General features: G+C 41.3%; 14 protein-coding genes, 2 pseudogenes and 1 riboswitch. Of the genes and pseudogenes, 6 read left to right on the top strand and 10 right to left on the bottom strand.

Going from position 1 to position 17,887, the window contains the following annotated elements:
* Positions 1–353: 353 nt before the first annotated feature.
* Positions 354–917, top strand: a pseudogene (locus tag DER53_RS11700) (transposase); the annotation flags it as partial.
* 386 nt (positions 918–1,303) lie between these two features.
* Positions 1,304–2,453 (top strand): annotated as a pseudogene (locus tag DER53_RS11695) (IS256 family transposase).
* Positions 2,454–2,817: 364 nt separating this feature from the next.
* Here the strand turns inward: DER53_RS11695 and DER53_RS11690 are convergent.
* The 3 genes from DER53_RS11690 to DER53_RS11675 form a co-directional block, all read right to left on the bottom strand.
* A complete protein-coding gene (locus DER53_RS11690) occupies positions 2,818–4,245 on the bottom strand; it encodes an aldehyde dehydrogenase family protein (RefSeq protein ID WP_062754364.1) in 1,428 nt (475 codons plus the stop codon).
* 173 nt (positions 4,246–4,418) lie between these two features.
* Positions 4,419–5,600: an iron-containing alcohol dehydrogenase gene (locus DER53_RS11685; protein WP_062754366.1), complete on the bottom strand. Its 1,182-nt coding sequence runs from the start codon at positions 5,598–5,600 to the stop codon at positions 4,419–4,421.
* Positions 5,601–5,883: 283 nt separating this feature from the next.
* Positions 5,884–7,284, bottom strand: a complete 1,401-nt coding sequence (locus tag DER53_RS11675; RefSeq protein ID WP_062754368.1) for a hypothetical protein — start codon at positions 7,282–7,284, stop codon at positions 5,884–5,886.
* Between the two features lie 799 nt (positions 7,285–8,083).
* Here DER53_RS11675 and DER53_RS11670 point away from each other — a divergent pair.
* Together DER53_RS11670 and DER53_RS17385 are read left to right on the top strand one after the other, a co-directional pair.
* Positions 8,084–8,440 (top strand): PAS domain-containing protein, encoded by a 357-nt coding sequence (locus tag DER53_RS11670; protein ID WP_062754370.1) that lies wholly within the window; start codon positions 8,084–8,086, stop codon positions 8,438–8,440.
* Positions 8,415–8,648: a PAS domain S-box protein gene (locus tag DER53_RS17385; RefSeq protein ID WP_240345801.1), complete on the top strand. Its 234-nt coding sequence runs from the start codon at positions 8,415–8,417 to the stop codon at positions 8,646–8,648. Before DER53_RS11670 ends, DER53_RS17385 begins: the two co-directional genes overlap by 26 nt.
* On the opposite strand, the gene DER53_RS11665 is transcribed toward DER53_RS17385, so the two are convergent.
* Together DER53_RS11665 and DER53_RS11660 are read right to left on the bottom strand one after the other, a co-directional pair.
* Entirely contained in the window at positions 8,638–9,807 is a 1,170-nt protein-coding gene (locus tag DER53_RS11665; RefSeq protein ID WP_121910048.1) for an ISL3 family transposase, read from the bottom strand. The two genes, DER53_RS17385 and DER53_RS11665, sit on opposite strands and share 11 nt — an antisense overlap.
* 134 nt (positions 9,808–9,941) lie before the next feature.
* A complete protein-coding gene (locus DER53_RS11660; protein WP_062755308.1) occupies positions 9,942–11,867 on the bottom strand; it encodes a sigma-54-dependent Fis family transcriptional regulator in 1,926 nt (641 codons plus the stop codon).
* A gap of 330 nt (positions 11,868–12,197) precedes the next feature.
* Here DER53_RS11660 and DER53_RS11655 point away from each other — a divergent pair, with 330 nt between their 5' ends.
* Positions 12,198–12,575, top strand: a complete 378-nt coding sequence (locus DER53_RS11655; RefSeq protein WP_062755313.1) for a YmaF family protein — start codon at positions 12,198–12,200, stop codon at positions 12,573–12,575.
* A gap of 382 nt (positions 12,576–12,957) precedes the next feature.
* The gene (locus DER53_RS11650) at positions 12,958–13,287 is read left to right on the top strand and encodes a thioredoxin family protein (protein WP_062755459.1); all 330 of its coding nucleotides are present in this window, start codon (positions 12,958–12,960) and stop codon (positions 13,285–13,287) included.
* A 609-nt stretch (positions 13,288–13,896) separates the two neighbouring features.
* On the opposite strand, the gene DER53_RS11645 is transcribed toward DER53_RS11650, so the two are convergent.
* From DER53_RS11645 to DER53_RS11620, 5 genes are all read right to left on the bottom strand, one after another.
* Entirely contained in the window at positions 13,897–14,040 is a 144-nt protein-coding gene (locus DER53_RS11645) for a hypothetical protein (protein ID WP_156482445.1), read from the bottom strand.
* Entirely contained in the window at positions 14,041–14,205 is a 165-nt protein-coding gene (locus DER53_RS11640) for a hypothetical protein (RefSeq protein WP_156482446.1), read from the bottom strand.
* 477 nt (positions 14,206–14,682) lie between these two features.
* A complete protein-coding gene (locus tag DER53_RS11630) occupies positions 14,683–16,008 on the bottom strand; it encodes a Na+/H+ antiporter NhaC family protein (RefSeq protein ID WP_062755317.1) in 1,326 nt (441 codons plus the stop codon).
* Positions 16,009–16,117: 109 nt separating this feature from the next.
* A riboswitch (SAM riboswitch) is annotated at positions 16,118–16,223 on the bottom strand.
* A 186-nt stretch (positions 16,224–16,409) separates the two neighbouring features.
* Positions 16,410–17,087 carry a TetR/AcrR family transcriptional regulator gene (locus tag DER53_RS11625; protein ID WP_015863723.1) on the bottom strand — a complete coding sequence of 226 codons (678 nt, stop codon included), beginning with the start codon at positions 17,085–17,087 and terminating at the stop codon, positions 16,410–16,412.
* The gene (locus tag DER53_RS11620) at positions 17,087–17,884 is read right to left on the bottom strand and encodes an ABC transporter permease subunit (RefSeq protein WP_062755319.1); all 798 of its coding nucleotides are present in this window, start codon (positions 17,882–17,884) and stop codon (positions 17,087–17,089) included. The genes DER53_RS11625 and DER53_RS11620 overlap by 1 nt, the downstream gene beginning before the upstream one ends.
* Positions 17,885–17,887 lie beyond the last annotated feature (3 nt).

The raw sequence follows: 17,887 nt of genomic DNA, 5'->3' as shown, positions 1-17,887 counted from the left end.
CAAGTAGACAGTATAATAACCATCCTTCTTCAGCGGTTTAGTTGAACCCCCTTGGGTGCCAAGGGGGTCTGTTTATGGGAACTTCCTTTAAGATGAATGATGTGAATATAATGTTCGTGATTTTCGTTTATCTTTGTAGCCCAGGATATTGCCAAATTACGGAATCCCGAAACAAGTCACGGTAGATCACAAGCATTTCATCTTTCATTACTTTGTGTGCTTCCTCGATTGTTGGGTAGTCCAAATAAACAACATTGGTGAATTTTCTGTTGGTATGTTTGCCATTCATTTTATCATAGGCTCCGTTAATCAATACTGTTGATTAATTTAAAAAAGTAAAAGCGACCATACTCCAACACTCCATTGGCGTAACGGAAGGACAACAGATGGCCCGTATCGAAATTGCCACGCTTGTCCGCCGGTACCGCCAACTGGAAGAAGAAATCGAGGCACTGACAGAGCAGCTGATCGAACTCGTACAGACATCGGTCGAGTACGAATGGTTGAAGACCGTTCAGGGCTTAGGCGATGCGACCATCGTGGAACTGTTATCAGAGATCGGGAGTTTCTCCCATTATCAGGATTCGCGGCAGCTTATCCAATTAGCGGGCCTGACGCTGCGGGAACATTCCTCCGGCCAACACAAAGGGCAAAAACGGATCTCGAAGCGTGGAAGAAGGCGGTTGCTCGCCCTCCTCTTCCGCGTGATGATGCCGATGATCCGCCACAACGAAGCGTTTCGGCAGCTGCACGACTATTACACGACACGTCCTGATAATCCGTTGCGGAAGAAGCAATCGATTGTGGTGTTATGCGGAAAATTATTGAAGGTATTGCACGCTGTATGTACGAAGCACCAAGCGTTCGATGCGAAGCGAATGATGCAGGACATCTTTGGCCTCGAAACGGCTGCTTGATGCCTATAGTCTCGATTCTCTAGACAACAAGGATGACACGGAGAAGCTGGCGCGATATCATCCATTCGACCTTGAGTCCCTAAAGGAGCTTAGCCAGCCTCTGCCTGATGACTAGACCGAACGAAGGAATGTAGGCACAAGGATGCCAAGAGACATGGGAGGGTTCGTCATCATCAGCGATGCAGAGATCCACGGTGCATCCCATACGCTTCCCCCACTACAACCAAATTTAACCAGTAGTGGCCGCGAAGCGTACCCAGTCAATGTAAGATATACACATATTTAAGAAATAATGTTAGAAACTTTGTCGAAAAATATTTTTTTGACACCCCTGAGACGGCTACAACCGTTGATATATCAACATTTATAGAGGGAGAACCCTACCCATGTCTAAAAGTATACCAAATGTCGACTGGGCAAATCAACTGGAAAGTGTCATTCGTCAGTTTGTAAAGGAAAAATTAGAGCTGATTATGTGGGAAGAAATCAAACATTTCCTCGAAATCGAACAGGTTGGAACGCCGAATAGGAGAAACGGCTGCTATCAACGAAATCTAGATACGCAATATGGCCGGATTGAGGGTCTTTTGGTGCCAAGAGACCGAAACGGAGTATTTCAAACACAGCTGTTCGCCCCTTACCAACGCCACACGGGCTGGCTGGAGGAAGCCATCATTAGGATGTATCAAAGTGGCATGAGTACGCGTGAAATTGGCAAGTTTATTGAACGAATTTTAGGCAATGCCTATTCTCCTGCAACGATCAGCCGTATTACCGATGTAGTGAAGGAAGACATCGAGAAATGGCACACTCGTCCACTGCACAAGCGTTATTCCGTCTTATATTTGGATGGTTTATACGTAAAACTTCGTCGCGAAACCGTGGAGAAAGAAGACATTTATGTGGTGTTAGGGGTGAACGAAGAAGGATATCGCGAAATTCTTGATTTCTTTGTGGGAGGACAAGAAAGCGCCTATGTATGGCAGGAAATTCTTCAACACCTCTACCAAAGAGGCGTCAAGGAAGTGCTTCTGGGCGTCTTCGATGGCCTTCCGGGGCTGGAGGAAGCCTTTAAGGCGGTGTATGCGTTGTGTCGTTCACAAAGTCCGCAACACGCTCCATCGTGTTCGGAAAAAAGACCAATTCGAAATGGCGGAGGATCTGAAACTCATTTATCGTTCTCCGAATAAAGAAATCGCATTGGAGATGTTTCAACAGTTTCAATCTAAATGGTCTCGCAAGTACCCAAGGGAAGTCCAATCTTGGGCCAATGAGTTGGATGTCCTCCTTACATTTATGGATGATCCAAGCAGTATTCGAAGTGTGATTTACACGACCAATGCCATCGAACGAACGATCAAGGAGATTCGGAAACGCCTAAAACCGATGAACAGTTTGAATAGTTTAGAAGTCGCTGAAAAAATCGTGTATTTGACCATCCAAGATTTTAATGAGAAATGGGCAGGGCGAAAGTTGCGAGGATTTGCCGAAGCGCAGGAAGCCCTCGAGCGAATGTTTGAAGAACGTTATTGTTAACCAAATATTGTAAATAAACAAAATAGGGGGATTCTCCCTTTCCACACAGGAGACTGAATATTCAGTCTCTTGTGTGGAGGAAATATCCCCCCCTCTATTCTAAATCCATTTCAGAGATACCCTATCTATCTTACATTACACAAAATTCTTGACGGTACCCGTCCAACCATATGAAAAATAACCCCCATTAGGGAAAACAAAGAAAATTTTCCATTTCAACAATAGCTTAGGCACAAACAAACGCTAAAAAGAGGCTGACCAAGCTGTGTCAGCCTCCACACAATATAACATAGCATCTGAACTATATATTGTGCAATGGACATGAGACTAGACACTTATGAAGTCAGCCCCGCAAAAGGAAATGTTATTGATTTCGATTGAAAATGACAAGTTTTAATTCTGTCATCTCCTCGATTGCATACCGTAAACCTTCCCGGCCTGTTCCGCTTTCTTTCACACCGCCATAAGGCATGTGATCGACCCTGAATGTCGGAATGTCATTAATCAGTACTCCGCCGACCTGGAGTTTTTCTACAGCCTCCCAGGCAACGTGAATATTGTTTGTATAAATACCTGCTTGTAATCCGTACCGAGAATCATTCACCAATTCTATCGCCTCATCGATCGATGTGACTTTATTAATTAATACAATCGGAGCAAATACTTCCTGACAAGATACTTTCATATCAGGCCGAGCATGAAGAATGACGGTTGGCAGTAATATATTTCCTTTTCTTTCGCCACCTACAGCAACCGTCGCCCCACCTTGTTTCGCTTCTTCAATCCATTGTAAAGAACGCTCTACGTCATTCGGTGTAATCAATGCCGACACATCCGTTTTTGGATCAAGTGGATCGCCAACATTTAATTGTTTAGTGGCAGCGATAAACTTTTCGACAAACTCCTCGTAACGTTTTTCATGCACATAAATCCGTTGCAGCGAAATGCAAACTTGGCCTTGGAAAGAAAAGGCACCTACTACACAGCGTTGAATGATCGAATCAATGTCTACATCTTCATCGACAATGACGGCGGAATTGGAACCAAGTTCGAGGGTTACTTTCTTTAATCCGGCTTTATTTCGGATGCCGATTCCAACAGCCGGACTTCCTGTAAATGTAATCATGCTGATTCGCTCATCTGTAACAAGTTTATCCCCGACCGTTTTTCCGCTTCCCGTTACTACGTTTAATGCTCCTTTTGGAAGACCTGCTTGTTCAAAAAGCTCCGCAATAAAATACGCGGATAGCGGTGTTTGGCTCGCCGGTTTGAGTACGATCGTATTTCCAGCCGCGATGGCCGGGCCAAGCTTATGTGCAACAAGATTCATCGGGAAGTTGAATGGAGTAATCGCCCCAATAACACCGATTGGTTCTCTCACTGTAAAAGCGACCCGGTTTTCCCCACCCGGTGCAGCATCTAATGGAATCGTTTCGCCGTGAATACGTTTGGCTTCTTCAGCAGCAAACTTATACGTCTGAATCGTACGTCCTACTTCCGCTTTGGCCGTTGTAATCGGCTTTGCTGCTTCAAGCGCGATCATCTGCGCTGCTTCTTCCGCTCTTTCTTGAAGGATCTCTGCCACTTTTTCTAAAATGGCTGCCCGCTTGTGTGCCGGCATTTTCGCCATCATGTTTCTTGCTTGGTAAGCCGCTTCAATCGCCTGCTCAACATCTGATTCCGTCGCTACTGGAATTTCCGCAAGTGGTTCACCTGAATAAGGCGATGTTAATGTCGTATATGAAGTTGCTTCGACCCATTCTCCATTGATATACAGCTTCTTTTTTTCCATCGTTTCTCTTTCTCTCCTTTTTTGCTTAGCAATCTTTTCAATTTAAGTATATTAGCTTAACAGTGCGATAAACAACCATCCGTCTACTTTTTGACTCATCACTTCGAATTCGCTTGATGACATTTCATCCCTTCCGAGCGTTCCTAAAACCCGGGGTGTTGACAGTAAATCGTTTATTTTGGTTCAGTGACCTCACCAGTAAAAGCGGATTGATAAATTTTTCTTATATCCTCTTCCAACAATGGCAAAGGGCTTCGCGCTAATAGTCTCTTTTGCTTAACAGCATCTTGAGTTAAACTCTCTAAAGCGGTTTCAGGTATATCGAAGCCGCCGAGCGTATTCGGAATACCTACATCTTTCACTAATCTTTCCAGTTCTTCTACACATTTATAAGAAGCTTCTTCTTCAGAAAGGTAAGTTGAATTTCCTCCCAAGGCGTTCAAAATATCTGCCATTCGTTTTGTGCAGCTTTTTCGAATATATCCCATTACATAAGGCAACAATACCGCATTTGATTCTCCATGTGGAATATGAAATTGGCCGCCTAACGGATAGGCAAGAGCGTGGACACCAGCCACCCCGGCATTAAAGAAAGCTAATCCTGCCAGATAGCTGCCGTTGCTCATATCAATCCGAGCTTGTTTATCATTTCCATTTTCAACCGCTTTTCGCAAAGAACGGCCAATGAGCCGGATTGCTTGAAGAGCCAAACCATCCGTTATCGGGTTGGCATTGACTGACACATATGCCTCAACTGCATGAGTTAGCGCATCAATGCCCGTAGCCGCTGTCACACGAGGAGGCACAGAAACGGTCAATTCCGGATCGACAATAGCCACATCCGCTAAAAGATAATCATGTGTCACTACATCTTTTGTCGTGTCTAAGGAAAGAACGGAAATGTTCGTCACCTCAGAACCTGTTCCCGATGTAGTCGGAATCAAAATCTTAGGCAGTCCTTTTTTATGCACTTTTTTTGTGCCGGTTAAATTTAAATAGTCAGCAACCGTTCCCTCATGTACAGCCAAAACTGCTGCCAATTTGGCCAGATCCATGGCACTTCCCCCGCCGACACCGATAACCATATCAAATTTTCCTTGGCGCGTAAAAGAAACGAGCTTCTCTCCTACTTCTAACGGCGGCTCCGGAACGACATCCGTATATAGTTCTACAGCGTATCCGTGTTCAATAAGCGGATTCGTTACTCGTTGAACCAATCCGATTTTCTCAAGCACGGGATCTGTTATGACAAGTATCTTTTTCGGTGAAAAATTTCTTACCTCCGGAAGCAATTGTTCCAAAGCTCCCCATCCAATATAGCTAAGTGGTGTGAAAACTAGTTTGGCAAAACTCATTGTCTCCCTCTCCTTTTCTTACTCATAATATCCTTCCGTCGATTTACGGAATTTCTTAAATTGTTCAGAATCATGACCAAACCAAACTTGTAAACGCATCTATTTTGCAAGTCTACGTATCTATATCTAAGAGAGTCGTATACATCAGAACTCACAACTGGCTGCATAAAATACCCTTTATCCTGCATATTCTAAAGCAGCTGGATTTCGAACAACGAAAGAGTTAGCCATAAGTAAATGTTGCCCGTTTATCTACATCCCCCTTGAGTCAATCCTTGTTTGATCATATCGCTTCCTTTTCTTTGTATTCAGTTTCTTCATTAGAATGATGGGTAAAAATCCGATCATTTTCTCCACGCAGAAAATCTTTTCCATATAACAGGATGCATAAAAGAATGCCTGCTGCAAAAGCCAGTGTTGCACCTTTCACTACTAGTATTGCCCCTACTACTCCGGCAATCCCGAGATCACGCTGGCTTCGTGCCTGCATGACGCCGATTCGGACACTTACATAACCTTGCACTAATAGTGTCAGCGATAACGCAACCCCTAGAATTGGTTGTACTAAACTTACGATAGGAAGTAAAAATAATCCAGTATTTGTCCCCCAACGGAAAGAACCGGCTCCACCGAAGAACGAATGCATTGCTTTTTTCCCTTTTTTAAATCGTTCGATCACCACAACTTGCATCGCTGCCCACATTGGTCCGCACATCGTAATATCAGGACCGATCATACTCATAAGAATGTTGCGGCCCCCGAAAATTAAATGGGCGCGGTTCGGATTGTAATCAACCTTCTCATCTGTACGTACTACATCAGATTCAGAAAGTAAGGCTTTCGTTTTCAGCACATCTCCAAAAACAACTAAATATGTAGCAAGGACAGCCGGTATTGCTTTCACAAAAAATGAGAATGCCGGGAAACCAAGTCCAAATACTGTATATTCCGCCCAAAGAGTCGCAAAATCAGGTTTACTAAACCCCCATTGAATATCCGGCCATTTCGCTTCCCCAACAAGAGGGGCTACAACAACAGCCAGTAGAATAGCAGGCAATATTCCTAAATTCCCTAACAATGCCCAGAATTTATTTTTTTGTTTTAATCTCTCAAAATGCTTCGAAAAAATAAGGTAAAACGCAAATCCAATACAAATCGTGATCGTATAAGGGAATAATTCAAACTTTCCTCCCTCTTCAAAGATCGATACGACAGCTCCGATCCCTGCTCCCAGAATAATACCTGATTTAATCGCATCCGGTACTAAACTCACCACTTTACTAGCAAGTCCCGTTACACCCAAAATGATGGATAAAATTCCGAGAGTGAGCTGAAATGCGATGAGCGCATAGACTCGATCCGGACCTTCAGGAAATTGTTTAACAAACAAAACAATTAAAGGAATCGCAGGAGTAACCCATCCTGGAATAACCGGGTCACCGAGCAGATGATGAAGTAAATATAAAAGTCCATTCAATATGACAACAGCCAATGCCACTTCAAATGGCATCCCTAAATGGTCTGTTAAAAGAGTAATAGCCCCAAGATCTACCGCACACATGAGCAAACCTTGGACATAATCGGGCCATTCAAACCGATAATGAATAAACGGTAATCGTATTTTAAAGGGACCGGCAGGGATATACGGTGTTTCAGCACCGTGCGGACGATTTTTCCATTTCATTATTTTTCCCTCCTGCTTAATAGACTGCACGGTATATTTTTGTATATCTTTTACACTTAATAATTTTCGAGGATTGTTTCGTAAAAGCCAAGTTTCTTGCAGCTTCCTGAGCCATTTCATCCAGTGCCGTCCCGGAATATGAAATTCACGCAGAGATTGTGGAATTTCCACATAGCGACATATACGGCTCATCACTTTAATCGTTGCATAAGCTGCCTGATCATCACTTCTCCCCCTAATGCTTCTACGATATCATGGAATCTTTCCAAACAAGCTATTTGTTCCATTTCATGACGTAAGGGAGCAACAAAGAGCTGCTTACTCCATGAACAGGAGCACCCATAAGCAAGAGCGTGCACTACCTAACGCCTGCATTCCAAACCTACATGCCAAAAGCAAGTCCTGCCATGAAACTCACTGTCATCATTGTCTCGCGTGATTCAATTTTTTCCGGATTTGAGTATGCTTTTGGCATAGGACAATAAATAATTGGCATCAAAAGGATCCCACCATTTCATAGATTCTTTACATTCTTATCCCCCCATCCGTCAATCGTTGTTTTATTTTTTATATTCACCTCCCCTTTCTTTCTATTCACTTTCTATTACATGCAAATATCGTGCCAAGAATAAAAATACGCTTACAATACAAAATTTTTAGAATATTATTGAATAAAATGGTGAAAAAAATCACCGTAAAAAAGGAAATCTTAAATAAATGCTGAATAAATGAATAGTGAATTTTTTCACCATGTATTGAAATTTTTCACCATCAACAAAAAGTTACGGAGGTTCTCTATATGAAACAAACAATCATCGATCCTCATATATGGGAAAGCATTTTTTCCTCTATCCATAACGGGGTCATTGTGGTAGATCGAAACATGAAAATTTTATTAATTAATTCTTCTGCAAAAAAACTTCTTCAGATAGAAAACGAAAATTGGGAAGGAAAAGATATCCGGGAGCTTATCCCAACCACCCAGCTTCCTCATGTATTAGAGAGCGGAACAAGCTCGATCGGGGTAAAGATGAACATAGCAGGACGCCAATGTCTCGTCAATCGAACTCCTTTTGTACCGGGATGGCGAATTAGTTGGAGCAATCAGCGTTCTCCAAGATATATCCGAAATGGAACACTATCATTCTCTTTTTAAGCAAATGGAAACGATCATCGAATTTTCCACAGATGGAATTTATGTAGTAGATAAGGAAGGAAAAACATTAATGGTGAACTCCGCTTATGAGGAAATAACAGGCTTCCGCAGGGAAGAGCTCATAGGCAAGCATATGAAAAATTTAGTTAAACAAGGATATTTTGGTTCATCACCAAAAGATGTACTTGATTTTTACGTTAAAATGTGATAGAGGTCTCTAGACGGACACGCAAAGTAAAACGCTGGATATTTCGATACCCATATCCTCGCCTTTTGATCAATTTTATTTTGTTGTTGATTCCTTCCATTGGACCATTTGAGTAAGAAAAAACGATGCAAGAAAGCACTGCGTCTCTTCGGATGATGAGTGCCTTGGCAATACTGCGTACGGCGGCACAGTCGCTAAAAAGGTACCGGTCAAACCATTGGGTCAAACGAGTTTCGGCTTGCTTTCTTGTTTGTCTTTTGGATACGTAACGGAAATGTTGAAGTGCTTGATAGACATCACGTAAATAAGCACTTTCTTGGCACCATTGTCGAACTTCCTGTCTCTCTTCTTCTGTTAATTTTTCTGGACGTTGGCTTAACCATCGGCACACGCGGCGAACGCTTCCATGTTTGGTTCCGCCTTTGGCAAGGTATTTGCGACAACGTTCCAGTGCATCGGTGAATAACTGAATCACATGGAAGTGGTCAAGAACATGGATGGCTTTTGGACATACCTTTTCAATGGCTTTTCTCATGGCAGGAGCCAAGTCGCTGACAACATACTTCACTTTGGAGGCGACGGGTTGAAGCGCCTCCACAATGGCTTCTTCATTTTTTCCAAAAGCAATGGAAAGGACATTCCGAGTCTGTGTGTCCATCACCGCTACTCCGTAATCATGTCCCTTTCGGAAAGCGAATTCATCCACACATACTACTGTAGGATTCGATGTTGGTAAAAGAGCCGGGGCATATTGATAAAACCAGCGTTCTACTGTCGTATAGGCGAGTTGTAACAAGCGAGCGACTTCTTGAATCGTTTTTCCGATGCATAACTGGGCGACCCAATGTTGAAACGATTCCGTCGCGATACTGTGAGACGGAAGTCCCGGATAAGAAACGGTGAACGTCAGAAAACAGGCTTGGCAACGCCGTCTTTCTATGGGAAGTTCAATCCAAAATAAACCGACCGTATTTGTATAGCCATGAATCCATTGTTTTCGTTTCGATGATATTTTGGTTGTCCGTCCGAAGCAAGTCGGGCAGATCGGACAATGAGGAGGGAGGGAAAGTTCAAAAATCCATCGTTCTCCCTCTTTTCGTTCTCCATGAATAAGAAAGCCTGGTAAAGTGATCAAATCTTTGATAAACTGAGATTGCATGCGAAATTTCCTCCATGGTTGATGGTTTGGTCACCTTTACCATACAGGAAATTTCGCATTTTTTGTACCCTTGATCAGAAAACAACCTGATTGTCAAGTACATTTTGTGGTGAAGAGCCCAATTATTTACTTAATTAGGAAATATTAAATTTTTTCATTTGCCGATAAAAAGTGCTTCTGGAAATCCCTAAATGTTTGGCTGCTTTCGTGATATTCCCGTTACATAAACGTAATGCCTGGATAATAGATTGTTTTTTGATCTCATCCCTATGTAACGACATCTCCTCCCTTTTTTGCCCTGGAAACATTTGAAACACTTCTTCCGGTAAATCTTTTGCAGATAAAATTGGTTTTGTATTTCGGTTTAACGTTCTTTCTAGTATATTTTGCAATTCCCGAATATTCCCTGGCCAGTCGTACTGAATGAGAGCTTCTAAAAAGTCTGGTCTGATTTCTGGAAACGGCTTGTTTAATTTTTTGCAAAGTTTACCGACAAAATGATGGACAAGAAGGGGTATATCTTCTTTTCTTTTCCGCAAAGGAGGCAGAGTGATCGGCATGACATTGAGACGAAAGAACAAATCTTCCCTGAAACTTCCCTTTTGGACTTCCTCGCGGAGATTTTTATTTGTGGCTGCAATAATTCGGACATCCACTGGTATCACTTTATGGCCGCCGATCCGCATCACTTCTTTTTCCTGGATGACTCGTAAAAGAAGGACCTGCATTTCCAGAGACATTTCACCAATTTCATCTAAAAAGAGCGTTCCGCCATCAGCAAGTTCAAATTTTCCTGCGCTTCCTCCTTTTTTGGCTCCCGTAAAAGCCCCTTCCACATAACCAAACAGTTCACTGCCAAGAAGATCGCGAGGAATTCCGCCGCAATTGATGGCAATAAACGGTTTGTTTTTTCTCTTGCTCGCGTTATGGATGGCTTGTGCGAACATTTCTTTTCCCGTTCCGCTTTCCCCTAATATTAAAACGTTGGAATCGGTTGCTGCGGCAAGTTGGGCTTCATTTAGTTTTTGAATGAAATGCGGATGCTGTCCGATAATATCATCAAACGTTATTTTTGCCTGATTTCCGGATAAACAATTGACAAATTGGCGCACTTTTTCGATTTCTTTCAGCATGATCATCGAACCAATCCAGCGTTTGTCTTTATAAATGGGGATTTTATCGACCATTACATGATGGATATTTCCTGATGGCTTCACTTTTAAATGGAGTTCCTTGTTTTGCAGATAGACAGGCTTATTCGAAACAATAGATTTATTTGTAAAAATTTCGTTGATCTTTTTCCCTTCTAGATGCGATTGATCGAGGCAAAGAAGTTTCTTCAGCTGATCATTGGCTTTTATAATTTTTCCTTCTGTATCAATAATTAAGATACCCTCTTTCATATTATTGGTTGTCGCTTCAAGAAACCTTTGCATCATGATATTTTTTTCCGTATTTTCATTTAATTTCAATTGATACTCAATGGCTTTGACTGCTGAAACCACCATGCCCAACGTATGAGGATGCACCTTTTCATATGGGCCGGAGACATTTAATACTCCGATAATGTTGCCTTTGGAATCATGAATCGGGGCTGCGGAACAAGTCCATGATTGACATATTTGCGAATAATGTTCCTCAGCAAATATTTGTACAGGCTGATCGATAACAATGGATGTTCCAATTGCATTGGTGCCCATGGTTTGTTCGCTCCAATCAGCTCCCTCGACAAAGCCGATTTTAGCAGCCATTTCTAGTGTATCGGGATCACCAATTGATTTTAATAGCTGTCCTTCTTCGTTGCAAAGGATGACTAAAAATCCGGATCCCTTTACGATGGAATAGAGTCCTTCCATTAATGGCATGGACCAATCAATAAGATTTCTATACCGTTCTATTTCGATTTTTTTTATATGGCCATATGGCTGAAAAGGATCTACCTTCCATTTTTTTGATCGAATCCATGAGTCTTTGACAATGGGGGAAAGCTTTTCATCTAGTTCATTTTCAAAAATAAAGCGCTTCCACATTTCTTTGACATCCTCCCGCCGACTATTCACGCCAAAACACCTCCGCCACATATCAAGGGGTTGGTGGTTTATCCGTGAACTAGTTTGCTATTTTTCACCATCAGAATGAAGCGACTATAGACTTAGGATGTTGTCGGTGTTTAAAGCATGCGACCTAGTCCATTCCGACTGTTTTTCTATATTGTAGCATTGAAAATTGGTATGATGCCAAAAAAACGGATTGAGTTGGACAATCAATTTGGATAGCTTTAAATTCATTTTCTATGCTTTCTTCTTTTGTTTGGCAGACAATACTCCCCCATAACTTCTAGACGCCCATCATCATATGATATACGGAAAATGAATGAAGGGGGAAAAACGATGGAGATACCTGTTAGCGGATATTTAGTTCATTCCGATGATTCGGACACACATCACTCCCATAACCTGTATATTACTACTTGGGATGGCAGGCCCGTGCATGTCCACCAATTCTCCGGGGTTACTTCTTATGACGCGGGCCATAGACATCAATATGTTGGCGTGACAGAACCCGCGCCAAGCGGTGTTCCACATACACACCGTTATTTTACATTTACATCCTTCGATGATGGGCATAGGCATGAGATAAGAGGCGTTACCGGACCGGCTATTCCACTTCCAGGCAGGGGACATTATCACGAATTCTCCGGCGTTACAACCATCAGCGGACGAATTCCTCACTCGCACCGATACAGAGGAAGAACAAGCGGTGCATAAAACTAATGTTACCTGCACCGCGTATCAGTAGTTGACCGAAAATAATGGATATATGGCATCGCCAGTGAGCACCTGTATCTCTGATTCTACAATTCTTCTATAATCAAAGTGTTGCAAAGCAAAAACTCAAAATTTACCCATAATGGCGCGTGCAATAAACAGCGATGAAATCCATATCTACGAGGCTACTCTAACCCATGCTCTTTCACTGGCTGAATGCATGTTCAATCGAATAGCAAAAACCAAACAGCCGCGCTCCTCCTTTTCAACAATATCAGAGCAGATGACTGCAGTATATCAGAAATAAGAATTCTTGCAGCTTACTGTAGTATAATGTTGTTGGAAATCAGCATGGAAGGAGACGAAATGAACTTTGAATGCAATGAATGAACTATTTTCCATAGAAGAAATCGAGCAGTTCGTAAGCAACCATCATTTAGCATTTTTATACATCTCGAAAACAAATTGCGGTGTTTGTCATGCGTTGCTGCCAAAAGTGAAAAAAGTCATGGCGGAATTTCCAAAAATTCAGATGGCCTTTGTCAACGCCGATGATGTCCCAAACATAGCAGGACACCTTTCCATATTTACCGCACCTGTTTTGATTTTATATGTCGATGGAAAAGAAGTTTTACGAGAGGCAAGATTTGTTCATGTTGAACAGTTTAAAGAGAAAGTGAAAAAGATTTATTTTTTAGCGGAGCAATCATGACTTGTTTACGTGGTGAAGCCACCATTTTGGCTGTGGTTCGATCATCTCACAAGCGGAAACGCTAACGAATGTATTCATGCGTTGAGTCTTCGATATATGATAAGCCGATCGAATCATCGATCGGCTTGAAGTCATAAAAGGTATTCTCGTTCTACGAAGAGAATGGGGCTGCTTAAGCAGCCGGACTGCATAATCAAACGAAAACAAATAGCAGCGCTTGACCTTTACTAGCTAACTCCTCAAGCAAAATCTTCCAATAATTAGAATGAGGTCTGGAATAAACGGAAACGCTTGGCCATTTCATTCATCGTTAAAGCTTTATGTTCTGCCAACTGTAATGATATCTTGGCGGTGCTTGAAATAACGGAATACACGCTCGAAATTTCTCTTGTTGTTTCATTTTTTGTTCAAAAGTCGAAGTTCATCGTCCACCGAACAATATCGAAAGCAGAAGCACGGATGTAAACGAGGTGATCATTTGCTTTCCTGATAATGACAGCGCCTCCTTCTCCCCTAATTCCTTCGCAATCGTCCAAAAGGTAACCGCGCATGTACTGAAAGTGAAAGCGAGATAAACGACAAGAAAGAGTTGAAATGTCGACATTGACGTCAACAAAACAATACTTGATGCCCTTCATTAGACAATATGATGCCATCTTTGCGAATCATGGAAAAAACAAGACCGACAGCTGCTTCCGTCGGCAAATTCAACCACCGAACAAGCGGCGTAAACAACAACACCGCTTTTTCCATTCATTCTAACACATCCATCAATCCAGCGATTAAACAAATCACCAAAAAGATCGGCATGGCCTGTGTTAAAAATTGAAATACCGTTGAACGAACGCGGTACGAAACTCCTGACCATGTCGGCATCTGAATAAATGTCCGATGCGGACGAATCAAGGCTGTATGCACTAATGCCTGCCGGTCCTCGTATGAAGTGCACCAACGATAAAAAGAGTGAATAAAATCCTGAAATTCTTAATCCCTAACTGCTTTAATAATATCCCCATTCCAATCCCAGCAGGACCTGCTCCAACGATAAGAAAGGTTTCATTTTCCCTCACTTCCCGATAATAGGAATAATTACGTTTTATAAAATACTCGCGAAAATTGTGAATGACGAACATCCTTTCTCAGCTTAAAAATCTGTGCACACTGGTTTTGGTTTCTGAAAGCGTTCATAATGAATAAAACCAGATTGCAATAGTTTATAGGAGCTCTTCTCCCACTTTACATCTAGATACTAACACACAAGATCATTCATTGATATTGCTTGGTTGTCTTTTTGGATGAACAATTTTTCATCACCTTTCTAAACGACCGTTTGTGTTAATCATATTCTAAGTCACCCCCCTATAAAGAAAGGTCTCCACATCAGAGACCTTTTCATTATACCGCTTTATTCGCTTGTAAGTCTGCCTTTACTTCTTTTTGTGTTTTTAATTTTGGAAAGTCAAACACAATCGCGATCATGCCACAAACTCCAATTAAGAATGGGTAGAACGAATACTGCAAAATACTTAATGGTGAAATGGAAGCAACACCTGCTGCCACAAGCATTTGCGCACCATATGGGATGAGCCCCTGGAAACAGCATGAGAAAATATCCAATATGCTGGCAGATTTACGCGGATCAATGTCATATTGATCAGCAATGTTTTTTGCAAGTGGACCAGCAATTAAAATGGAGATCGTATTGTTTGCTGTTGAAAGATTGGTTAAACTCACTAATCCCGCGATACCGAATTGTGCCCCTTTTTTTGACTTTACATTTCTTGTTACTAATTGAAGTAAATAATCGATTCCACCGTTATGTTTAATGACTTCCACCATACCGGAAATTAAGATCGCAAGCAATGACAATTCCTGCATTCCGGCGACCCCGTCACCGATGGCTTGAATGAGGCCCATTGCACTGTAGCTTCCATCAAGAAGGCCGATGATTCCTGCTAATAAAATACCGCCTGCTAACACGACTAGTACATTAACGCCCATTAATGCTGTTATTAATACACCAAGGTAAGGTAAAATTTTCATCCAATGAAAAGATTGATTCGTAATTTCCGCTTGCTCTCCAGCAGTAATGGCCCAGAAAAGAACGATGGTGATGATTGCCGCTGGTAAAACAATGAAAAAGTTCACCTTAAACTTTTCTTTCATTCTTGTATTTTGTGTACGAACTGCCGCAATCGTTGTATCAGAGATAAAAGATAGATTATCTCCAAACATAGCACCGCCAATGACAGCTGCCATAGATAATGCCAAAGAAATATCGGTTTGTTCACTAATTCCGACTCCAATCGGCGCTAACGCTACAATCGTTCCCATGGACGTTCCCATCGAAATAGAGATAAAACATCCAATGACAAATAAACCGGCTATTAATAAATTTTGCGGAACAACGGAAAGAGCCAAATTAACCGTTGATTCAACAGCCCCCATTTTTTTAGTTACTTCCGAAAATGCTCCTGCTAATAAGAAAATGATGACCATTAACATGACATCGGCATTTCCAGCCCCTTTTGTGAACACTTCCACTTTCTTCGTTAAAGACTCTTTCCGATTCATCATCAACGAAATACTTGCCGCAATCAAAATTGCTACAATGACTGGAAATTTATAAAAATCGCCTGTAACCACGCCTGCGCCAATGAACAACACTAAAAAGATCACAAACGGAAATAACGCAAACAGATTGCCTTTTCTTAACTCCACTCTTTCCACCTCATTTTATGTTTTTTTGAAGGAGCTTTCCACTTAGAGAAAAGGCCTCTTCTTATCTGAACATAAGAAGAGGCCTTATACGTATCTATATAAGAAACCCTTCTTATCTTTCAAGCACAATGCTTGCTGGATTTGGCACAGCACTCGAAAACGAGTCCGCTGCCGAGACTTCTTCGGGCCAGTCCCTCCGCCTCTCTAGATAAGAAGATGAGCAGTTGTATTTCGTTATATAAAACAAATAAAAGATTACAACATATTCATCTATTGTGCAATACACTTTGATAATGTCTTATTTTTAAATAATTTTAAATAAATCTTAAAATTATATGCGTAACATTAATAATATGCAAAAATCCCGTAGCAAAACGCCACGGGAAAAGAAATCAAAAACTCTATTCTGGTTTATAGATTCCATATTTAATAATCTTAAGATATTCATTCAGTTCCCTTATCAAAGACTCCACACCACTCATGACATCCATTTGCTTATTTTTGTATATAGCCATATACTTATTAGACAGCTGTTCGGCAATCAACATGGTCATGCGGATCGCGGTATCCACGGAAATATCCTCTCTAAGTTTTTCCGTTTGGATCAGATCTTTAATATAGACATGCTTCAGCAAAAAATCTTCCTGATAAGCTTCGTAATGTTTCTTAATAATTTCTTCCATTTCCTTCTTTACTGCCACTGGAGGATTAGTAAAGGCATCCGTAATAAACTGAGTTTCTTGGAGATACTGAACCGTTAGTTTTTGTTTCAACAGGACGATTTCTTTGATCCTTTCAAAGAAATCATCAGATTGGATTTTTTTCATTTCTTCCATTGCTAGTTCCGTCAGAAAGTCCTTCACATAATTCACTAAATAAAGGTATAAGTTTTTCTTGCTCTTAAAATAATGAAAAAGGATTCCCTTGGAAATTCCCGCCCGTCTCGTAATAACATCTGTAGAGGTCTTTTCATAACCATTCTTCACAAATTCCTCGATGGCCACTTTGATGATCAAGTCTTTTTTCTCTTTAGGCTGCTTTTCAAATGCTGAATACAATTTTAACACCTCTAATTTCATTAGACTGCAATATCTTTCTTTTTATATACCATATATGAAGCGAAGATACTAATCAAAATAACCGCAGCCATAATAAAGATATACAAAGGCTCAATCTCGTTATCATTAATAATGGAGGCGGCGTCCACATATTTAAACGGGCTTATATATTTTAGGAACTCTAAGTCTTCCGATATCCCTGCCATCACATTCATAAAGTAGGCAGCTAGGACAATCCCCAGTGAGATCGAAAGGATGTTTCTTGTTTTTTTCATCATCGACGACAACATAAACGCAATTGCACCGAACGTCAAATGAAGCAATATCGTTGCGGCGATTAATAAACTAAATGTGTCTGTCGGAACATCCGGGTCTTTTGCAAATTGAAATCCAATGATGCTTGCTACGGCTGAAACTACGTTAAAAATCAAAATATTTACCAAAACGGCCAGAAGTTTTTCTGTTACGATTCGGCTTCTTGTGACAGGCTTTGACAACAAAAATTCAATCGTTTTTTCATTTTCTTCTTTGGCCAGAATATTGGATGCAAAGATTGCCGAGTATATGCTTCCTAACAGGGTGGTCATCATATAAATTTCTACCCCGTAAAAACCCATCAAATCTCCCATGTTTAACTCATTCATTCCGAACGCTTTTTTAATCGATTCCGGATAGGCCTCAAGGAGTTTGGTCATTTCTTTTTGCTGCTCGGCAAACTGAGGATAAATACTTAACGTCAATAAAATAAGCCCGCTGAGCACGATGCTCCAAATGATCAATGATTTTAAATTTCGCTTAAACTCTCTCTTAAAAATCATTTT

This window comes from Parageobacillus toebii NBRC 107807, from assembly GCF_003688615.2.
Lineage (GTDB): Bacteria > Bacillota > Bacilli > Bacillales > Anoxybacillaceae > Parageobacillus_B > Parageobacillus_B toebii.
The sequence above is the reverse complement of the archived record's forward strand: the minus strand, read 5'-3'. Positions and strand labels throughout refer to the sequence as shown.

Bases quoted from the DNA above. Each gene is read 5' to 3' on its own strand.
- DER53_RS11645 (WP_156482445.1), bottom strand. From the start codon at position 14,040: ATGGAAAAAGCGGTGTTGTTGTTTACGCCGCTTGTTCGGTGGTTGAAT.
- DER53_RS11675 (WP_062754368.1), bottom strand. From the start codon at position 7,284: ATGAAATGGAAAAATCGTCCGCACGGTGCTGAAACACCGTATATCCCT.
- DER53_RS11655 (WP_062755313.1), top strand. From the start codon at position 12,198: ATGGAGATACCTGTTAGCGGATATTTAGTTCATTCCGATGATTCGGAC.
- DER53_RS11690 (WP_062754364.1), bottom strand. From the start codon at position 4,245: ATGGAAAAAAAGAAGCTGTATATCAATGGAGAATGGGTCGAAGCAACT.
- DER53_RS11620 (WP_062755319.1), bottom strand. From the start codon at position 17,884: ATGATTTTTAAGAGAGAGTTTAAGCGAAATTTAAAATCATTGATCATT.
- DER53_RS11650 (WP_062755459.1), top strand. From the start codon at position 12,958: ATGAATGAACTATTTTCCATAGAAGAAATCGAGCAGTTCGTAAGCAAC.
- DER53_RS11665 (WP_121910048.1), bottom strand. From the start codon at position 9,807: ATGCAATCTCAGTTTATCAAAGATTTGATCACTTTACCAGGCTTTCTT.
- DER53_RS11625 (WP_015863723.1), bottom strand. From the start codon at position 17,087: ATGAAATTAGAGGTGTTAAAATTGTATTCAGCATTTGAAAAGCAGCCT.
- DER53_RS11670 (WP_062754370.1), top strand. From the start codon at position 8,084: ATGAAACAAACAATCATCGATCCTCATATATGGGAAAGCATTTTTTCC.
- DER53_RS17385 (WP_240345801.1), top strand. From the start codon at position 8,415: ATGGAACACTATCATTCTCTTTTTAAGCAAATGGAAACGATCATCGAA.
- DER53_RS11685 (WP_062754366.1), bottom strand. From the start codon at position 5,600: ATGAGTTTTGCCAAACTAGTTTTCACACCACTTAGCTATATTGGATGG.